The following is an 18,188-nucleotide window of genomic DNA, read 5'->3' as shown; positions in this document are numbered from 1 at the left end:
AAGACTAGCGAAAATAGAGCTTTTGAGCAGGTATCGAGATGAACACTTAATGAGTAATACCTGCTTTTTAAATTAGCGCTTACTTGACTGTTTAAGAGCTTGATTTATCACACGCTCTAAGAGTGCTTTATCACTTCCAGGTCCTATAGTTAATAACTTAGCACCAGTTGTAGGTTCACCTTTATATGGCCTGACATAAACTTCACCATCAGGACAACGTTCAAAATACGTATAGTGAGGCTCGTTGGCTATTTTAGTACACCCTTTAATTCTTAAAATTGACTTAGGTAAAGCTTCACAAATATCTTTGACACACATGTAATCAGGCAATGGCGGTAAGTCGGTCGAACTCGATGCCCAATGTGCTTTGTGGTGTGGTAATTTATCAGCTTGGTTATGAGATGGGCTCACTTCTGGCAGCATCTCAATATTTAACATGTCTGATGTTAAAATCGTGGCACTTGGATTAAGTGTTTTTAATTGTTGTTTAACAAATGCAATACGCTTTTCATCGACTTTATCTTCATGAGTGAGCACAATAATTGATGATACCTGGATTTGATTAGCTTCAAGTTCATTATGCTCGCCGCGTTGCTGCCAATTTTTAACATCAACAACAGATAGCTGAATTGGCGATAAAAAACGCTGGTTGATACCCACACCTAAAAAGCCCATTAATGAACAAGCATCGGTAGTACCATTGGCTTCTATAAACGTTATGCCATTATCACGCGCTTGAATACGATTAACTGATTCTCGTAACTCAGAGATACCACTGCAACAAATACAACTCCCGTTGAGGGCTTTTAAAAAATTAGGGTTTATTTTGTGACTTAGTTGGGCGGCATCAAGACTGGCACTTTCATAATCATTTAAAATTACAAATGGGCTCCAATCACGCTCAAATGCAGTTTCGACTAACTTTTTAAGTAAGGTCGTTTTACCTGCACCTAAAAAGCCCACTATCACTACGATAGCTTCCATTTAGTTTCTCCATGATAAAAGTGCTGCTCTGGATGAACAGCACCTGATTGAAAACTAAAATTTAGCTGTAAGCCAATCTTTATTTTCAGAAAAATACAAAGTACGTATATTGCCTTTGCCTTCTATATTGACCATATTAATTTGAGTTGGCCAAAGAGAGCGTAAAGTACCATTAAATAACTTGATACCTTTAATGTTGTCAGGCAGGGCTGTTTCTTGATACACCCAAAAAAACTTGCCTTCAACTTCAAAACCAACATCACTTAGAGGTAATGCATTGTTAGCTAAATCACGAGCTAAAAATTGCTTTGCAACATAATTAGCAAATGATTTTTGCGTATCTTTTGAATTTAAAATATCCGCATCTTTATTAAATAAATGCTGAACTGCATGTTCAGTATCATGTAAATAAAAGCGATGCATCACTTCAAGCTTATGAGACTTTTTATTAAATAAAACAGTTGTTTCAGCTGCTTTTTGCTGATGTGCGAACGCTAGGTTCGCAATCAGCATAAAAACAACAGCTATTATAGAAGTAAGCTGTTTCAATCTTAGTTACCTTTATCTTGTTTTTCTTTATCGTCTTCGTCTTTTTTAAGTTCTGTTTTGATATCTTGCATGATATCGCGATGAACTTTACCAGAACGTTTTTTAGCTTTATAAGCTTCTACACGAGAAGGAATAATACGACGTGGGTAATGGTTATTTTCTACATCTACATCAGCTGTTTCCCAACCTGGATCAACAGTGACATCTACAAGCGTTTTGCTTTTATCTGTTACTATCAGCTTACGAACATGTTTAGGTGTACGACGCCAGATCTCTGCAGGTATATACTGAGATTCTTTAGTCCCATCAGCATAGCTAAGTTCAAGTATAATAGGCATCACTAGACCACCTAGGTTTGAAAACTCAAGTACGTAATAGTTGTTATCTTCAGCAACTGCACGCTCAAGTGTTTTACGCTCCCAAGGTTTAAGATCTTTTAAGAATTTCTGATACTTATTACGCTCTTTATTTGTAACTGTAAATCTATCGTTAGTATCATAAAAGTCTGTAATATCTGGATTTTGATCTATCCATAATTTTTTGCCTTCAGCTTTATTACGCTCAACAAATAACGACGATGGTTTGTCATTTTCAATATCACGTAAACGTGCAAAATCAATGTCTGGATTATGCGTATCTAAACGTAATTTATATACTTTATCGATTGAGATATCTACATGATCTGTTGAGTAGAACCAACCACGCCAGAACCAATCTAAATCAACACCTGATGCTTCTTCCATAGTACGGAAAAAATCTGATGGTGTTGGGCGTTTAAATTTCCAACGATCTGAATATTCTTGAAATGCGAAATCAAACAGCTCACGACCTAAAATTACTTCACGTAAAATATTTAGGGCAGCAGCAGGTTTAGTATACGCATTAGGACCTAAGCGTAATACACTATCTGATTGTGTCATGATAGGTACTTGCTTTTCAGATTTCATGTAACCTACGATATCACGAGGCTCTACACCCCAAGGAATAGTTGGATCCCATTCACGACCAGCAACACCATCTAAGAAGCTATTTAAACCTTCGTCCATCCAAGTCCATTGGCGCTCATCTGAATTTACAATCATTGGAAAGTAAATATGACCAATTTCATGAATAATTACACCAATTAGGAAACGCTTTTCAGCTTGAGAATAAGTACGCGTGCCATCATCTTGCAGCTCAGTTCGCGGGCCATTAAAGGTGATCATTGGATATTCCATGCCGCCTACAGGGCCGTTAACTGATTGTGCAGTTGGATAAGGGTAATCAAATGAAAAACGTGAATATACTTCCATTGTATGGATCACAGATTCTGTTGAATATTTTTTCCATAAATCACCACCTTCTTTAGGGTAAAATGACATAGCCATAACATGTGGCATATCGTCACCACCTTGTTTATAACCTTTTGCATCCCACATAAATTTACGCGAAGAACCCCATGCAAAATCACGCACATTTTCAGCTTTAAACTTCCAAGTTTTACGCTTAGTTGTACCTGCTTTTTCGTTTTCTAATGCTTCTTCTTCAGTAACAACAAACACTGGACGTTTTGCAGTTTTTGCTTTCTCTAAACGTTTACGCTGTATTGAAGTTAAGACAGACTTAGGATTTGTCAGCACACCAGTTGCACTTACGATGTGATCGGCAGGTACGTCAATTTCAACTTCGTAGTCGCCAAATTCTAACGTAAACTCACCACGGCCTAAGAATTCTTTATTCGTCCAAGCTTCATAATCGGTGTAAGCATGTAATCTAGGGAACCACTGTGCCAGTAAGAAAATATCGTTGCCGCCTTCACGTGGATCTTTTGGAAAGTGCTCATAACCAGAACGTGCAGAAACAGCATCTTCTTCAACAATATTAAAAGCAAAATCGATATTAAATTTTACTTTTTGGCCTGACTTTAATGGTTTTGGTAAATCAATACGCATTTGCGTACCAACAACTGTAAAGTCTAGGTTTTTACCGCGGCTATCGCTTATTTTGCTAATTTCATAACCTAATTCGTTATCAGCCATGAATTGATGACGACGTAATTCACCTAAGCTTAACTTAGCCGGAGTATCTTTATCACCTGCTTTAGTCATAGGACCACGACGACCGATACCAGCAAAATTATTGGCACGATTTGCTATAGAGTCTTCTTTAAAGATATTTTGATCTAGCTGTACCCAAAGGTACTTTAATCTATAAGGAGAGTTATTCTGGTAAGTCACTTTTTGGCTAGCTGAAAGACGACGTTTTTCTTCATCTAGCGATACTTTTATTTTGTAATCAACTTTTTGTTGCCAGTAACGCTCACCAGGCTCACCTGCTGCATTTCTATACACATTGGGTGTAGGTAATACTTCATCAAGTTGACGGAATTTATCTTCAAAATCACCTTTCGTTTGTTTTATAGCAGAAGCATGTGCTCCAGCCATAAAAACTAAGGGTAACATTAGCGCTAAGCTAAGCGATTTTCTTATCTTCATAGTACTCGTTCTTTTAGTTAGTTGTCGTATTTTTATAAAACCGGGTTAATTCAGTTTATTTTATGTACAGCAGTGCCAATAAATCATTAACACTGTAAGCATACTTGAAAAAGTGATTTTGTTTAATCGATAAAATCGAGTGTGATCACTAATCTTTTTTGATTGTTAGACTGTTTAGGCGAACGATGAACAAGTCCAGCATGTTCATTATTTTGCCAATTACTGCCTTTTAATAACGCAACATCTCCAGTGCGCATTGTTTGTATTTGGTTAGCGTCAGTATATATGCCTGACACATCATCACTCACATTGAAGCTTGCTTTACCAAGTTTAGAATAAACAACATCTTGATGAGCAATCCATTGTGTTGCAGGACCAGAAAATGTTGAAACTAAACGACAAGGAATTTTATCAACATGGAACTTTGGGCACATTGCTTGATCTAAAATACTTAAACGAATGCCTGCACGTTTTAATTCAAATAAAGTACAGAACATATCCACTAGTGTTTGTATGTGCTGATTTAAGTGATGTGTGTCTGTTAAGCCTGAATGTTTGTTCACCAATTGTGTAATGACATCATCTGGTCCAGCTGCAATTTCAAGGTTGAGCTTGCCTTCATCAATGATTAATTGTGTTGCTTGTTCATGTGTTTGCTCTGATAGACCATTTTGCCAAATGGCGATATTGACATCATCTTGATAAATATGAGCCAAAATATCTGGTGTATTAGATGTGGCTAAACGACGCATAAGTTGCGTATTCTCTTCAGGTGTGGGCATCACTAATGCGCTCATAACAAATACCTTAATTATTACAATGACGGTTACGCTCGCATTGTAATGTTATATTGTAACAATTATCAAGTATAAGCGATAAACAACATAGGTATGTTTATCGAAACCGTAAAATAAGTCACTAAGCTTTAGTTTGATACAAGCTTAGGGACTGCTATGTGTCTTTTTATTTTTTAAAGTCCTAAACCGCATTTTTAAATTCAAGTTATGTTGAGCGCGTATTGAGTATATAAGCTGTTATTTCTTTTAAAAAATCTTATGAACACATGCACACTTGCTATCGCGGCTTTAAATAATTTGACTCGTCATTACTTTATTATACTTTTGTTATAATATAACATATCTATAAGTAATGTAGAAAGTAAGGCAATTTAATGAACCAACCAACACGACTACCCGTCACCGTGTTATCAGGCTTTTTAGGGGCTGGTAAAACCACCGTACTCAGTCATATTCTTAACAACCGACAAGGTCGAAAAGTCGCTGTTATCGTAAATGATATGAGTGAAATCAATATCGATGCAAGCCAAGTAAAAAATGATGTATCGCTCAATCGCAGTGAAGAAAAACTAGTAGAAATGAGCAACGGCTGTATTTGCTGTACTTTACGTGAAGATTTACTCTTAGAAGTTAATGAACTTGCTAAAAATGGTCAGTTTGATTATTTACTAATTGAATCAACTGGCATTTCAGAGCCGCTTCCAGTGGCTGAAACATTTACGTTTGCGGATGAAGATGGCGTCTCTCTTGGTGATGTCGCTAAGCTTGATACTATGGTTACTGTCGTTGATGCCATTAATTTCCTAAAAGATTATGAAGAAGCAAAAAGCTTAGAAGAAGCTGGTGAATCTTTAGGTGATGAAGATGAGCGTAGTGTTGCGGATTTATTAATTGACCAAGTAGAATTTGCAGACGTTATTTTGATCAGCAAAACAGATTTAGTTGATAGCAGTCATATAGATAAATTGACTGCAATATTAAGTACGCTTAATACTGAGGCCCGGATTATGCCAATTTCAAATGGTAATGTACCTGTTGATGATATTTTAGGTACGAATTTATTTGATTTTGAACGTGCACAGCAAGCGCCTGGTTGGCTCAAAGAAATGCGTTCAGAACATGTGCCTGAAACTGAAGAATACGGTATTTCAAGCTTTAGTTACCTAGCTCGACGTCCTTTTCATCCGCAAAAATTTTATGATGTAGTACACAACACCAGAGACTTTGGCAAGTTATTACGCTCTAAAGGTTATTTTTGGTTAGCAACACGTCCTGAATTTGCCGGCCAATGGTCCCAAGCTGGTGGCATTGCACGTTATGGCTTTTCAGGCATGTTTTGGAAAGCTGTTCCAAAAGAGAGCTGGCCAACTGAGCCTGAATATTTAGAGTCAATTGAATCACAATGGGTTGAACCATTTGGTGATATGCGTCAAGAACTGGTATTCATTGGTCAAAACCTCAATCAGGCCGCTTTTTCTCAAGCATTAGATGATTGCTTATTAACTGAAGAGGAAGTATTACGTGGCCGTAATTACTGGGAAACGTTAGCAGACCCTTTCCCTGCTTGGCAAGAGTAGTAATACAACAAAACGCGTTATTTACCAATTAGTTCATGCTCATATGAAAGCTATAAAGTGATTTTTCATCATTTTATAGCTTTCGCACTAGGTGTCTCAATACCATTTAAAGTAATACATGCAACCATTTCAGCTAAGTCAAAGGACAGAATTAATTTAATAAACTAAGCAGGAGTAATAATGCTAATTAAGAACGCCCATGTGGTAAACGAAGGTAAAACACTTACCGTAGATGTTCAAATAAAAGGAGAACGCATACATAAAATAGCCCCTAACATTTCACCATCAAATAACGAGCCTTTTATAGATGCACAAGGCAAGTATTTATTGCCTGGCATGATAGACGATCAAGTTCATTTTCGTGAGCCTGGATTAACACATAAAGGTACAATAGCCAGTGAGTCTAAAGCCGCGGTTGCAGGCGGTATCACAAGTTTTATGGAAATGCCTAATGTATCACCCGCAACAACAAGCATTGAAGCATTAGAAGCAAAATTTGATATCGCAGCTAATAGCAGTTTAGGAAATTACTCTTTTTACCTTGGTGCCACAGAAGATAATCTTGCTCAAATTCAACGCTTAGATCCCAGTAAACATTGTGGCGTTAAAGTGTTTATGGGCGCATCAACAGGTAATTTACTCGTAGAAAATGAAACTGCCCTTGAAAATATTTTTAAAGAGTCACCCACTTTAATTGTTACCCACTGTGAAAGCGGCCCAGTGATCGCCAAAAATCAAGCACGCATTGATTTACTCAATCGCGACATTGTAATACAAGATCACCCTATTATCCGTGATGATGAAGCCTGTTATGCCTCTTCATCTTATGCTGTAAATCTTGCAAAACGTTGTGGTAGTCAATTACACGTACTCCATATCACAACAGCAAAAGAGCTAGATTTATTTTCACCTGGGGCTATCAAAGGCAAAGCCATTACAGCTGAGGCTTGTGTACATCATTTATGGTTTTCTCAAAACGATTACGAGCGTTTAGGTAATCAAATAAAATGTAATCCCGCGATTAAAAAAGAGAGTGACCGCCAAGCATTGTTATCAGCGTTAAATGATGGTCGCATTGATATAATTGCAACTGATCATGCGCCTCATACCTGGGCTGAAAAGCAGGTTCCTTACCCACAAGCACCCGCAGGTTTACCACTAGTACAACATGCATTATTAAGTTTGCTAGATCAGGTTCAACAAAAAACTTTTTCTATAGAACAAGTAGTTGAAAAAACAGCACATAACCCTGCCATACGCTATGCCATAAAAGATAGAGGTTATATTCGTGAGGGCTATTATGCTGATTTAGTGTTAGTCGATATTGATAAGACAACACCTGTGACACAAGAGTCTCTTTTGTATCATTGTGGCTGGTCACCTTTTTTAAATCATAAATTTAGTGCAAATATTGCAAGTACTTGGGTTAATGGTCAGCAAGTTTATGATGGTCAAAAAGTCATTGATACTTCGCTTGTAGCTAAGCGATTAGCATTTGAAAAGTAACTATAATGATATAAGTGTGAAACACATCTAATAAAAAATAAAAAGTCACCAAGTAAACTGTTGGTGACTTTTTTAATTTTAGTAATGTGAATATTTTTTATTCTGTGGTTCGGTATTTCTCGAACCAAGCCAGTACATTACCAACTTTTTGTATTAAGTTGCTTGGTCTGGCAGCAATTCCATGAGCAGCTTTGGGAATTCGCACCATAGCAGTATCTACATTTTGCAATTTAAGCGCTTGATAATATTGCTCAGTTTCACTCATAGGTGTACGGTAATCAACTTCACCGGTTAATAGCATAGTCGGTGTTTTAACATTACCAACTAATGATAACGGAGAATGCTTCCATAAATGATCTGCGTGCTCCCATGGCATACCTGGCATCCAGTATTTTGTGAAATATGAGTAACCATCTGCTGTTAAACTAAAGCTCATCCAGTTAATTACTGGCTTTGCGACCACTGCGGCTTTAAAACGGTTTGTTTGACCAACAATCCAAGCTGTTAAAGTACCGCCACCTGAACCACCTGTTACAAATAACTGTGACTCATCAACATACCCTTTGCCAATGACACCATCAACCACATCCATAAGATCATTATAATCTTGAGAAGGGTAATTATGATGAATTGTATTAGCAAACTCTGCGCCATAAGAGGTACTTCCTCTAGGGTTTGCCCAAACAACAACATAACCTTTTGCTGCCATTAATTGCACTTCAGTACTGTAGTTTGGTCCGTAAGCAGCATGTGGACCGCCATGGATTTCCAAAATCATTGGGTATTTTTTACTTGCATCAAACCCAGGTGGTAATGCTATCCATGCTTCAATATCACGGCTATCTACCGATGATTTAACTTTTATCGCTTCAACTTTAGCTAAATCTTTATGAGCAAAAATATCTTCGTTTAATTGCGTTAATGTTGTTACTTTGCCTTTTTTATTGATAATCGCTAAATCTGCAGGACGCTGATTATTTGCTTTTGTGAATACTAAAGCGCGATTATCTGCAACAGTGTAATCACCTGAAGTATATGGACGACCGAGAGATTGACTACCAATCTTTACCAGCTTACTTGTTAGCTTTCCTTTTAAATCAACATAGCCTACGTAGCTTTGACCATGATCATCATATGAAAAATAAATGCCTTTGCCATTTTGCGCCCAGTGAATATTACTCACATTACGATCTAACGATGCTGTTAGATTTTTAATGTTGTTTCCATCGCTATCCATCACATGAAGTTGTGAATTTTGGCTTGATAATTTTTTATCTTCAAAACTCAAGTATGCGATTTTTTTACCATTAGGACTCATGCGTGGATTATTATCTGGTCCATCTCTTTTAACTAAAGTGGTTACATTGCCAGTGTTAACATTGATTTGATAAATATCAGATTCGATGGGTCTATCTTGCCAATCAGCATGGCGGTCACCATCTATAATGATATTTTTACTATCTTTAGACCAATTGATCACGCCACCATGGTGAAAATCACCTGATGTAACTTGTCTCGCTGTACCACCAAGTGCTGGTACAACATAAATATGTGTATAGCCTGCTTTAGTAAAACCTCCGCCATCTCTGCGGTAATTCATTTGATCTATGTATTTCGCAGTGCCAGCCCAATTTGCACCTTTAGGTTTTTTAGGCATACCTTTAAATAAACTATTTAATTTACCTGGTTTAAACATTGAAAATGCAATTGAATTACCGTCGGGAGACCAAGAAATGTCACTTGGCGAAAACTGTAAATTAGTGACTCGCGCAGTTTTGCCAGACTCAAGCCACACTATATAAAGCTGGTTATCACCTTCATGGGATGACAAATATGCTAAACGTTTGCCATCAGGAGAAAAACGCGGCATACGATAGTTGGCTTTACCTGAAAATACCGGCTCATGTTCACTACCGTCTATATTCACTTGCCATAAGTTGATACGGGTGCCGTCTTTCATAATATCCATAGAACGACGTTCGTAAATAACATACTCACCATTTGGGCTAACCTGAGGTGATGCAGCATATTCTAGATTAAAAATATCGTCATAGTTCACCCGTTTACTTTCGACTTTTTCCGCAGAAATACTTGGAAATGAAAGTAACAAAGTAATAGCGGCCGTAGATAATACCGATATATTTTTAACATGTTTCAACATGTGTAAGTTGCTCCTTGTGTATAGGGTAGGTATTCACAAAATCAGAACTTCCTTTTCATTAAATCCTGATAATAAGCGATTGAATTTATAATCTAATCCATATCATTGGCTTAGTAAAATAAATGCTTCAGTTCTACAAGATTTATCCTTCAATAACATTTTTACTGTAATTAGCGTGGCATTTATTATTTAAGAAGTATCAAAATTAAATCTTCTGCTTGCATTGATTCTCTAAAAAGGTAATTATTCCCACATTAGAGAATTAATGTTATCGTTATGAAAGTCGAAACAAGTCCGATGGATACATTGGCAATACACTTAAAACAACTTCGTATCGAGCATGGTATGTCTTTAGATATGCTAGCTAATGCATCAGGAGTGAGTCGTGCAAGCTTATCTCGAATAGAAAAAGCCGACGTCAGCCCAACCGCGCAAGTATTAGCTAAGTTATGTACTGCATTTAACATTACATTATCGCGTTTAATGCTAATGGTAGAGTCTCAAAGTGCCAGTTTGATTAAATTTAGCGAACAAATAGAATGGCTAGACTCTGAAAGCGGATTCAAACGCCGTTGTGTATCTCCACCAAATAAGCAGTTACGTGCTGAAGTGATTCATTGCGAATTACCTGAAAATAGTCATATACAATATGAACACTCTCCTATCCCCAATTTAGAGCACCATTTAGTGTTACAACAAGGCCATTTAATGATTTCAATTGAGGGTAAAGCATATGAGCTTAAATCAGGAGATTGCTTACGTTACACACTCAATGGCTCAAGTAGTTTCAAGGTTATCGGATCTGAAACTGTAAAATATTACCTCACTTTGGTGTAATCATTATGGATCATAGCTATATTCAAATTATATTATTAACCCAAACTAACTTTGAGGCCTATTTAAACGATTTAACTAATACCTTATATCAATGTGTACACGATGGTGCCAGTATCAGTTTTATATTACCTTTCACTAAAAAAAAGAGCGAAAACTATTGGTTAAATAAAGTGTTACCTGAATTAATTAATAAAAATACAGCTATTTTTGTCGCGCTAATAAATGATCAAGTCGCAGGAACAGTGCAACTAGTATGTGATACCCCACCTAATCAACCTTATAGAGCCGAAGTATCTAAACTTTTAGTGCACCCAAGCTTTCAACGCAAAGGCGTAGCTAAGAAACTGATGTCAGCGCTAGAAGATTATGCAATAGATCACAATAAGTTGTTAATTACCTTAGATACCCGAACAGGCGATAAGGCTGAGCCTTTATATTCGGCTTTGGGCTATCAAACAGCTGGAATCATACCGAATTTTGCTAAAGATCCTAAAGAAGATAAATATGACGCCACCACTATCATGTTTAAACAACTCAAAGCGTTTTAAGTCATGATAATTTGGATTTAGTAATACTGTGGGTGCTTAGCAATAAACTCATTGATTGCTTTTACAAATATTCCTTGCTCTGTTGCCTGCTGTATTGTGGAAATATTTGCCTTTGTGATCTTAAAGTGGCTGCTTTTACTAAAACCAAAGTTTAAACTGCGTTCAACTTGATGGGTATAAGAAGCAAGCTTTACGTATCAGCTATATCTAATTCTTTAATTGAGCTATTAAAAATTTCTTCCGCTGTGATCACTACATCTAAGCGTTCTTTAACCAATAGCTTTACTCCTGTTTTGATATCTTTAACCTCAATTTTTTTCATATTTTTGTCTGTGTCAAAACGTTTAAAATATAGCGTATCTTTTGTTACCCCAACATTTAGCCCTTTAAAATCATCATACCTTTTAATATCTGAAGATTGGGTGCGGATCACAAAGATATATTCAGAGTCTTTTTTATAAGGGACTAATAAAGCGATTTTTCTACGATTTTCGTTATCTACCAAGCCCGCTAATACATCAACTTTACCGAGCTCTAATAGCTTTAGGCATCGAGAAAAATTAGGACCTCTTACAAATTTAATTTAAAAGGCATTTAGCATCTCAAATAAACAATAAATTGAATTGTTAATTATTGTTTATAGATATGTTTTGAGCAATAAATCACAGTTTTTTAACTTTTTACTATAAATTAATTTTGGAAATATATTCTGATAAAAGTCAGTATAAACAACAATACTACTGCATATTATGCACTAAAGGGTGAATACTCATTCACAATCGTTTTTCCTCAATTGTTTTAGAGTTTTTTTAATGTTTATTTAATGTAATAAATATAAAGAGACAGTAAATAAAAAGGGGAATTTAATGTTTAAACTAAATGTGATCTCTCTGGCTATTGCCAGTTCAATTGCCATACCAATAACAACTCAAGCAGCAGAAGTTGGTGCTGATAAATCAATTGAAGTAATTCAAATTTCAGCAACCAGACGTAAAGGCACGGTCCAAGAAGCACCACTGAATATTACCGCTTTAGACGGTGATGTAATGAAAGATCAAAATATCAGTGAACTTGCCGATGTTGCGCGTTGGGTACCAGGTTTAACTGTCACAGATCAAGGCGGTCGTTCCGGTTCACCTATCATCGTACGTGGTTTAAACACCAACTCATCAGGTCCTGGTTCTGACGGCGGCACAGTTGCAACTTACATCAATGAAATTCCAGTATCCATTGATATGCGTTTAACCGATGTAGAACGTGTTGAAGTATTAATTGGCCCACAAGGCACACTTTACGGAGCGGGTACTTTAGGTGGCGCAATTCGCTATATGCTAAAAGCGCCGCAGCTAGATATCACCACAGGTGAAGTATATTCAGATTTATTTTCAGTCAATGAGAGTGATAGTACAGGTGGCGAAGCAGGCTTTATTTTTAACCTGCCACTCATTGAAGATCAATTGGCTGTGCGTGCCAGTTTAAATGTTTATGACGATCCTGGTTTTATTGATTATAGCTATGTTGTAAAAGAAGGTGGTGTATCACTACCAGATCCTGATTGGACAAATAACACAGTAGTTAATGAAAATTTAAAAAAAGTGAAAGATGCGAATGGCGAACAAACAACAACGGCACGTATATCTGTGCGTTGGCAACCAACCGATTGGCTTGATACGACAATAAATTACTTTCATCAAAAACAAGATACTGAAGGTCGCTCAATTGTTCACAATAATGCATTAAACCCAAGTAATGTTTTAAATCAAGTGCTTGGGGAATACGAGTCTGCATATCGTTATGAAGAACCTAGAGAAAAAGAAGACTCATTACTAAGCCTAGAAATAAAAGCAGATCTTGGCTTTGCAGAGTTAGTATCTGCAACAGGTTTATCGGCATTTGAAGCTGATGGACAGCGGGACCAAACAGATTTACTTATTCGACTCGATTATGGTTACGAAGAGTTTCCATCATTTTCGGCATTTACAAGAGAGCTCAGCGATGATAACTCTATCACTCAAGAAATTCGTCTAGTTTCTCAAAATGAATCAGCACTAAGTTGGATTGTTGGCGGATATTATAATAAAAATGAAACGGATGGTTCTAGTAAAGAATTCACACCACATTACGATGAGTTTTTAGGAGGCTCTCGCCCTGATGATTTAGAGTATTACTCTGTTGATCGCAGTGAAACAACAGAGAAAGCCATTTTTGGTGAGCTTGGTTACGCAGTAAACGAAAAGCTTAATATTACCTTAGGGGCACGCTTTTATGATTATAAAGTCTGGGCTGAGTCTGCTGTCGATTTTCCATTAGCAAATACGATTTTTAGCGGTGAAGCACCTGATGCCATTAATTTAGAATTTAAAGAAAATAAAGCCTCAGATGACGGCAGTTTATTCAAATTTAATGCGAACTATCAATTTACGAACGATGTTATGGCATATGCAACTGTTAGTGAAGGCTTTAGAATTGGCGGTTCCAATGGTTTAGCTCCCTGCCCAGATCCATTACCTGAAGGCACTCAAAAAGGCTGTGGCAAACCGGATGAAATGCTCTATACCCCTGATATTACAACAAACTATGAACTAGGCTTTAAAAGTACTTGGTTTAAAAATAAACTACATTTTAATGCTGCTTTATTTAATGTAGATTGGGAAGATGCGCAAATAGCTGGCGCGACTGAAGTGGGTCAATTACCATATACTTCAAATGCGGGTAGTGCCAATGCAAAAGGGGTCGAAATTTCATCTCGAGCAATCGTAAGTGATAAAATGACAGCCTATGCAACTTATGCTTATACGCAAGCTGAGCTTACCAGTGATGCGCCATATTTATTTAATAAAGATGGCTCTGATGGAGCAGAGCCAGGCGATAGATTGCCTGGCTCTGCAGAAAATCAATTCTCATTAGGTTTAAATTATCAAACCGAAGTGATGAATGACAAAATGCTAGATGTTAATTACGGTATTACAGCACAAAGCGATGTGATCTCAAAAGTAGGCTTACATGATAATGCTGAAACCTTACCTGGTTTTGCTTTAAGTAACTTATCAGCAAAAGTATCAGCGGATGCATGGGCTGTTACTTTTTATGTGAACAACTTATTCGATAAATATACCTACACATCGGTAAGACGTGATCGGGCAGATATTACATCAGCAAATGGTGCCAATATTCAAAGAAATTATGGACATTTTGTAAATCGTCCTCGCACCCTGGGATTAAAATTTAACTATCAGTTTGAATTATAACTGTAGCTAAATATTATTCTAAACATCAAGCCTGAAGCTACTTCAGGCTTTTTATATAAGATTATTGTTATGACTCAAGATATTTTAGCACTTCATCGCACAGCGCAAATTGCACTTAATAAGTCTGATATAAAAGCGGCACATAGCGCTTTAATAGCTTTATTAAGGTTAAATCCAAATCATGCCGATGCCTATTTTTTATTAGCTATGGTTAATCTTAAAATTGGTCAGTTAAAAAAAGCAATCGCACTAATTACTAAAGCGCTGTCATTTGATAAACAAGATGAATACTTGGCGCAACTTGCTAAATGTTACGCAATATCAGGAGATTTAAAAAATGCACTTAAATGTACATTAAGTGTAGATATACAAAATATAAAATCAGCTCTAATCGCTGATACTTTTGCAGTTGCTTTAAGCCATACAGAGCATCATCAACAAGCCATTTTATTTTTTAAACACGCCTTAAATCTCGATAATACTAAAGCACAATTTCATTACAATTATGGTGTATCTTGTAAATTCATTGGTGATTTTAAAACTGCAGAACTCGCTTTTGAAAATGCCATAACAATCAATCCTGCGCATTATCAAGCACACTTTGCTTTAAGTGATATCGGCAATATCAGTAAAGATAAAAACCATATATATCGTTTAAAAATAGCATTTGATAAACAAACTCACCCCGATGGGTTATTACATTTGGGCCATGCCTTAGCTAAAGAATTTGAATGTTTAGGTGATTATGAAAAAGCTTTTTATTATTTAGAAAAAAGTAAAAACAACAAATTAAAGCACAGCAATTATTACTTTTTAGAATATCAAAAATTATTTGACCATATAAAATCTATTAGTAAACAACCTATTACAAATAAAGGCTGTGATACCAAAGAACCTATTTTTATTTTAGGCATGCCACGCTCAGGTACAACGCTAGTAGAGCGTATCATTTCAAGTCATGATTTAGTGACTTCAGCGGGAGAACTTCAAGATTTTGGTATGAGTATAAAAGAACTCACACAAACCAAATCAAATAAAGTGCTAGATGTAGAAACCATTACAGCAGCTTATGATTTAGACTTTGAGAAACTAGGCAATGCCTATTTAAATAGAACACGCACTGTAACAGGTGAAACAGCACATTTTATTGATAAACTACCATTTAACTTTTTTTATGTCGACCTAATCAAACGTGCTTTGCCAAATGCCAAAATTATATGTTTATTGCGTAACCCTATGGATACCTGTATCGGTAATTATCGACAATTATTCACAATAAATAATCCATATTACGGCTATTCTCTTGATCTTAATACTACGACAAAATTTTACAGTGAGTTTCATCAATTAGCCCATCACTTTCAATTACAAAATAACCCTAACTTTAAGTTGTTAAGCTATGAAGATTTAGTTGCTAACCCAACCGATAAGATAAAAGAAATCATAAAATTTTGTGACTTACCTTGGCAACAAAGCTGCTTGGAATTTCATACCAATAGAGCACCTGTTTCTACTGCAAGTAAAGTACAAGTGCGCGAACCAATTAACAATAAAGCGTTAGGGCGTTGGAAAAAATATCAAAATAATACACTTGAAGCCCAATCTATTTTAAAGCAACAAGGTATTGCATTCTAAGCGATTACATTATTTGATAGACCTGTATTAGGTTAATTCTGGCCTATCAAATAATAATTTTCTATTATTTTTCCCTCTTATTATTTTTATTAGGCTCTTCCACATTACCCAAATCTTTAACCGTAACACAGCCTTTATGTAAATAAAATTTGTTGGTTATTTTAGATAATAAAGCTTGCTGCTGTGCTGAAAATCGATTGTTGGTTTAATAGCAATATCGAATCCAGCATCCGCCGTTACAAAAGGTGAACCAGGTGCGGTACCTGCACCAAAAATTTCGCATAGTGGCGTATATATCTGTTATACTCCAACCATTTATGCTAGCATTTATTTCATCAGTATTTTTAATTCGCTCATTAATATCATCTCGCGCATATACATTTTTACCTGTATAAGCCTGTTTAGTTATTCTCGGGCTACCAATATATCCTTGATAAAAGCCATACATAACTTTGGCATATGCTTAAATTTTTCATATACAGTTTTATATTAAATTGTCTTTCCGCACCTAAAAATTTAATGAACATGGACACATTTGATATCAACAGCTCACAAGCGCCAAAGCCTACCGTGTTTCAGGTTTCTGACGGGAAAACCGCTAAGAAATGAGTCACTGAGTACCCAGTATGGTACTTTAACACCCTTGCGATTTAAAGTATGAAACTATATTACTCGACCACAACTGTATACTGTTTGCTAAATCGGCTTTTGCTGCTGGATTTGTTGCTGTCGAAAACTGTTCTAATAAGTTGTCATTCTAGGTAGATATGAGATAACTACCTTTGAAAGTGAGTGTGAGGAACGAGACTAATAAACAGTAATTACGCTGATTTTCCACAAAATCTGTGAATAAAATTAAGGTGAGAAAAAAGGCTACTTGGTAGCCTTTGAGAGTAACCTAACTTAAAGAGGTTTTATAACAAACCTGAAATAGAGTTTACTAAGCCATTAACCAAGTGTGGTTGCGCTTCAGCAAAATCAAGATTCACTTTATTAGCACTTGACACTATACGAGTCTGGAATTTTTTACGATTAACGGTTTCTGTACTTGTAACAGTTTTATGACCTGATGTACCTTGCTTAAGAGCTGCGTTATTCTTTTCAGTTACCACTACACTTTTTTTGGCTTTTTCAGAAATTTGTAGGTCAGTTGTCATCAAAAAGTAGGTATCATCAACCATTGCATCACCTATCAAGCCAATACCCGCACCAATTAGCCCCATACCAACCTGACCGCTATTACTGCCGAATTGAGCGCCAACTGCTGCACCCACAATAGCTGAGCCATAACCACCAGCCAACATATTTTGTTGCTCTCTTAAATCTGATTTTCCTACCTTCAGAATGTTAGCTTGAATCCAATAGTGTGCTTTATCCGGATCTTGAACAACGGTATAACCTTTGTTTTGAATTGCTGCTGTTATTTGGTTATCGAGTTTAAAATCTTGCTTATCAGAAGTATTTCTTAACTGTAAAAAAACAGTGCGCTTATCAGCTGAAACTGGATCTAAAAAGACGGTTTCACTCATTTTTGTTTGCACATCAAGATTACGTTTTTTTACTGCTGTATGCATGGCTGCACAACCTGTGAACATAGATAATACTAATGCTACAGCCGTTAATTTCGTTGCTTTGTTGATAAATGTTCTCATAGTAATATTCCTTTATAAATCAGATATGTTAATTGTTTTTTATATTTCAAATTCTATTTTGGTTGTTGTGATTTCTTGTGTAAACCGCCACCCCCAAGTATTATCGAGTTTCAATTGATATTTTACATTAAAATTTTTAAGAATTGAATTTAGTTCTTTGATATATGTACTTGTCGGTGATTTAGCTTCTTTATCAATTCCTGCCACTTCTTTTGCTAAT

Annotated in this window: 14 protein-coding genes; 6 read left to right on the top strand and 8 right to left on the bottom strand. The window is 36.2% G+C overall.

Going from position 1 to position 18,188, the window contains the following annotated elements; all coding sequences use genetic code 11:
* Positions 1–72: 72 nt before the first annotated feature.
* The 4 genes from PSA_RS20690 to PSA_RS20675 all read right to left on the bottom strand — a co-directional run bounded on the left by PSA_RS20690 (position 73) and on the right by PSA_RS20675 (position 4,804).
* The gene (locus tag PSA_RS20690) at positions 73–984 is read right to left on the bottom strand and encodes a GTP-binding protein (RefSeq protein ID WP_042143704.1); all 912 of its coding nucleotides are present in this window, start codon (positions 982–984) and stop codon (positions 73–75) included.
* Between the two features lie 54 nt (positions 985–1,038).
* Positions 1,039–1,497 carry a DUF6702 family protein gene (locus tag PSA_RS20685; protein WP_042143746.1) on the bottom strand — a complete coding sequence of 153 codons (459 nt, stop codon included), beginning with the start codon at positions 1,495–1,497 and terminating at the stop codon, positions 1,039–1,041.
* A 38-nt stretch (positions 1,498–1,535) separates the two neighbouring features.
* Entirely contained in the window at positions 1,536–4,007 is a 2,472-nt protein-coding gene (locus PSA_RS20680) for a M1 family aminopeptidase (protein ID WP_042143706.1), read from the bottom strand.
* A 122-nt stretch (positions 4,008–4,129) separates the two neighbouring features.
* Positions 4,130–4,804 (bottom strand): DUF1826 domain-containing protein, encoded by a 675-nt coding sequence (locus PSA_RS20675; RefSeq protein WP_052379876.1) that lies wholly within the window; start codon positions 4,802–4,804, stop codon positions 4,130–4,132.
* Between the two features lie 374 nt (positions 4,805–5,178).
* On the opposite strand from PSA_RS20675, the gene zigA reads away from it, so the two are divergent.
* Complete coding sequence (gene zigA, locus PSA_RS20670) at positions 5,179–6,381, top strand: zinc metallochaperone GTPase ZigA (RefSeq protein ID WP_042143709.1); 1,203 nt, start codon at positions 5,179–5,181, stop codon at positions 6,379–6,381.
* A 180-nt stretch (positions 6,382–6,561) separates the two neighbouring features.
* A complete protein-coding gene (locus PSA_RS20665; RefSeq protein WP_042143710.1) occupies positions 6,562–7,887 on the top strand; it encodes a dihydroorotase in 1,326 nt (441 codons plus the stop codon).
* Positions 7,888–7,984: 97 nt separating this feature from the next.
* Here PSA_RS20665 and PSA_RS20660 read toward each other — a convergent pair whose 3' ends face one another.
* Positions 7,985–10,048, bottom strand: coding sequence for a S9 family peptidase (locus tag PSA_RS20660; RefSeq protein WP_042143712.1), 2,064 nt, complete (start codon positions 10,046–10,048; stop codon positions 7,985–7,987).
* Positions 10,049–10,324: 276 nt separating this feature from the next.
* Between PSA_RS20660 and PSA_RS20655 the strand changes: the two genes are divergently transcribed.
* Complete coding sequence (locus tag PSA_RS20655) at positions 10,325–10,885, top strand: XRE family transcriptional regulator (RefSeq protein WP_042143714.1); 561 nt, start codon at positions 10,325–10,327, stop codon at positions 10,883–10,885.
* A 5-nt stretch (positions 10,886–10,890) separates the two neighbouring features.
* The gene (locus PSA_RS20650) at positions 10,891–11,433 is read left to right on the top strand and encodes an N-acetyltransferase (protein ID WP_042143716.1); all 543 of its coding nucleotides are present in this window, start codon (positions 10,891–10,893) and stop codon (positions 11,431–11,433) included.
* Positions 11,434–11,623: 190 nt separating this feature from the next.
* On the opposite strand, the gene PSA_RS20645 is transcribed toward PSA_RS20650, so the two are convergent.
* On the bottom strand, positions 11,624–11,938 hold the full coding sequence (locus PSA_RS20645) for a transporter substrate-binding domain-containing protein (RefSeq protein WP_042143718.1): 315 nt from the start codon (positions 11,936–11,938) through the stop codon (positions 11,624–11,626).
* A gap of 361 nt (positions 11,939–12,299) precedes the next feature.
* Between PSA_RS20645 and PSA_RS20640 the strand changes: the two genes are divergently transcribed.
* On the top strand, positions 12,300–14,681 hold the full coding sequence (locus PSA_RS20640; protein ID WP_042143720.1) for a TonB-dependent receptor: 2,382 nt from the start codon (positions 12,300–12,302) through the stop codon (positions 14,679–14,681).
* Between the two features lie 69 nt (positions 14,682–14,750).
* Positions 14,751–16,316 (top strand): tetratricopeptide repeat-containing sulfotransferase family protein, encoded by a 1,566-nt coding sequence (locus PSA_RS20635; protein WP_042143722.1) that lies wholly within the window; start codon positions 14,751–14,753, stop codon positions 16,314–16,316.
* A gap of 914 nt (positions 16,317–17,230) precedes the next feature.
* On the opposite strand, the gene PSA_RS20630 is transcribed toward PSA_RS20635, so the two are convergent.
* Positions 17,231–17,968: a complement resistance protein TraT gene (locus tag PSA_RS20630; protein ID WP_082305849.1), complete on the bottom strand. Its 738-nt coding sequence runs from the start codon at positions 17,966–17,968 to the stop codon at positions 17,231–17,233.
* Positions 17,969–18,007: 39 nt separating this feature from the next.
* On the bottom strand, positions 18,008–18,175 hold the full coding sequence (locus tag PSA_RS25475) for a hypothetical protein (RefSeq protein ID WP_157575807.1): 168 nt from the start codon (positions 18,173–18,175) through the stop codon (positions 18,008–18,010).
* Between the last annotated feature and the right edge of the window lie 13 nt (positions 18,176–18,188).

The organism is Pseudoalteromonas sp. '520P1 No. 423', assembly GCF_001269985.1.
Classification (GTDB): Bacteria; Pseudomonadota; Gammaproteobacteria; order Enterobacterales; family Alteromonadaceae; genus Pseudoalteromonas.
This window is presented reverse-complemented; position numbering and strand designations above follow the sequence as displayed.

Excerpts from the sequence above, each read along its gene's own strand:
- PSA_RS20690 (WP_042143704.1), bottom strand. The coding sequence starts at position 984 with ATGGAAGCTATCGTAGTGATAGTGGGCTTTTTAGGTGCAGGTAAAACG.
- PSA_RS20685 (WP_042143746.1), bottom strand. The coding sequence starts at position 1,497 with ATGCTGATTGCGAACCTAGCGTTCGCACATCAGCAAAAAGCAGCTGAA.
- PSA_RS20680 (WP_042143706.1), bottom strand. The coding sequence starts at position 4,007 with ATGAAGATAAGAAAATCGCTTAGCTTAGCGCTAATGTTACCCTTAGTT.
- PSA_RS20675 (WP_052379876.1), bottom strand. The coding sequence starts at position 4,804 with ATGAGCGCATTAGTGATGCCCACACCTGAAGAGAATACGCAACTTATG.
- zigA (WP_042143709.1), top strand. The coding sequence starts at position 5,179 with ATGAACCAACCAACACGACTACCCGTCACCGTGTTATCAGGCTTTTTA.
- PSA_RS20665 (WP_042143710.1), top strand. The coding sequence starts at position 6,562 with ATGCTAATTAAGAACGCCCATGTGGTAAACGAAGGTAAAACACTTACC.
- PSA_RS20660 (WP_042143712.1), bottom strand. The coding sequence starts at position 10,048 with ATGTTGAAACATGTTAAAAATATATCGGTATTATCTACGGCCGCTATT.
- PSA_RS20655 (WP_042143714.1), top strand. The coding sequence starts at position 10,325 with ATGAAAGTCGAAACAAGTCCGATGGATACATTGGCAATACACTTAAAA.
- PSA_RS20650 (WP_042143716.1), top strand. The coding sequence starts at position 10,891 with ATGGATCATAGCTATATTCAAATTATATTATTAACCCAAACTAACTTT.
- PSA_RS20640 (WP_042143720.1), top strand. The coding sequence starts at position 12,300 with ATGTTTAAACTAAATGTGATCTCTCTGGCTATTGCCAGTTCAATTGCC.
- PSA_RS20635 (WP_042143722.1), top strand. The coding sequence starts at position 14,751 with ATGACTCAAGATATTTTAGCACTTCATCGCACAGCGCAAATTGCACTT.
- PSA_RS20630 (WP_082305849.1), bottom strand. The coding sequence starts at position 17,968 with ATGAGAACATTTATCAACAAAGCAACGAAATTAACGGCTGTAGCATTA.